This is a genomic window from Aquimarina sp. U1-2, assembly GCF_017897595.1.
GTDB lineage: Bacteria > Bacteroidota > Bacteroidia > Flavobacteriales > Flavobacteriaceae > Aquimarina.
The window spans coordinates 1-357 of the sequence record NZ_JAGKIK010000113.1; the positions used below are offsets into that span (position 1 = coordinate 1).

Below are 357 nucleotides of genomic sequence, written 5' to 3' on the forward strand. Positions count from 1 at the left end.
CCAGAATTAGTCGTGGAGAATATCGGAGTCGAACCGATGACCTCTTGCGTGCAAGGCAAGCGCTCTAGCCAGCTGAGCTAATCCCCCGTCCTTTAAGTCGGCAGTGGACAGTATTCAGTATTCAGTTACTGCGTACTGCTAACTGCGTACTGTAAACTGGAATCCCAACTTCTAGAATTTCCTTTCAATATTTAATGAACTTTATAAAGCTTTAAGCAATAAGCTTAAGGCTTTAAGCGCAAGCCTCTGCTTGCCCTGTAGTCTCAGGCAGACTCGAACTGCCGACCTCTACATTATCAGTGTAGCGCTCTAACCAGCTGAGCTATGAGACTGTTACCCTTTGGTTATCGGTTTCTT

The 357-nt window shown here is 45.7% G+C and carries 2 tRNA genes; both read right to left on the reverse strand.

Annotation, left to right across the window (positions count from 1 at the left end):
* Positions 1-13 precede the first annotated feature (13 nt).
* A tRNA-Ala gene (locus J8281_RS19265) sits at positions 14-87 on the reverse strand.
* Between the two features lie 171 nt (positions 88-258).
* Positions 259-332, reverse strand: a tRNA-Ile gene (locus tag J8281_RS19270).
* Positions 333-357 lie beyond the last annotated feature (25 nt).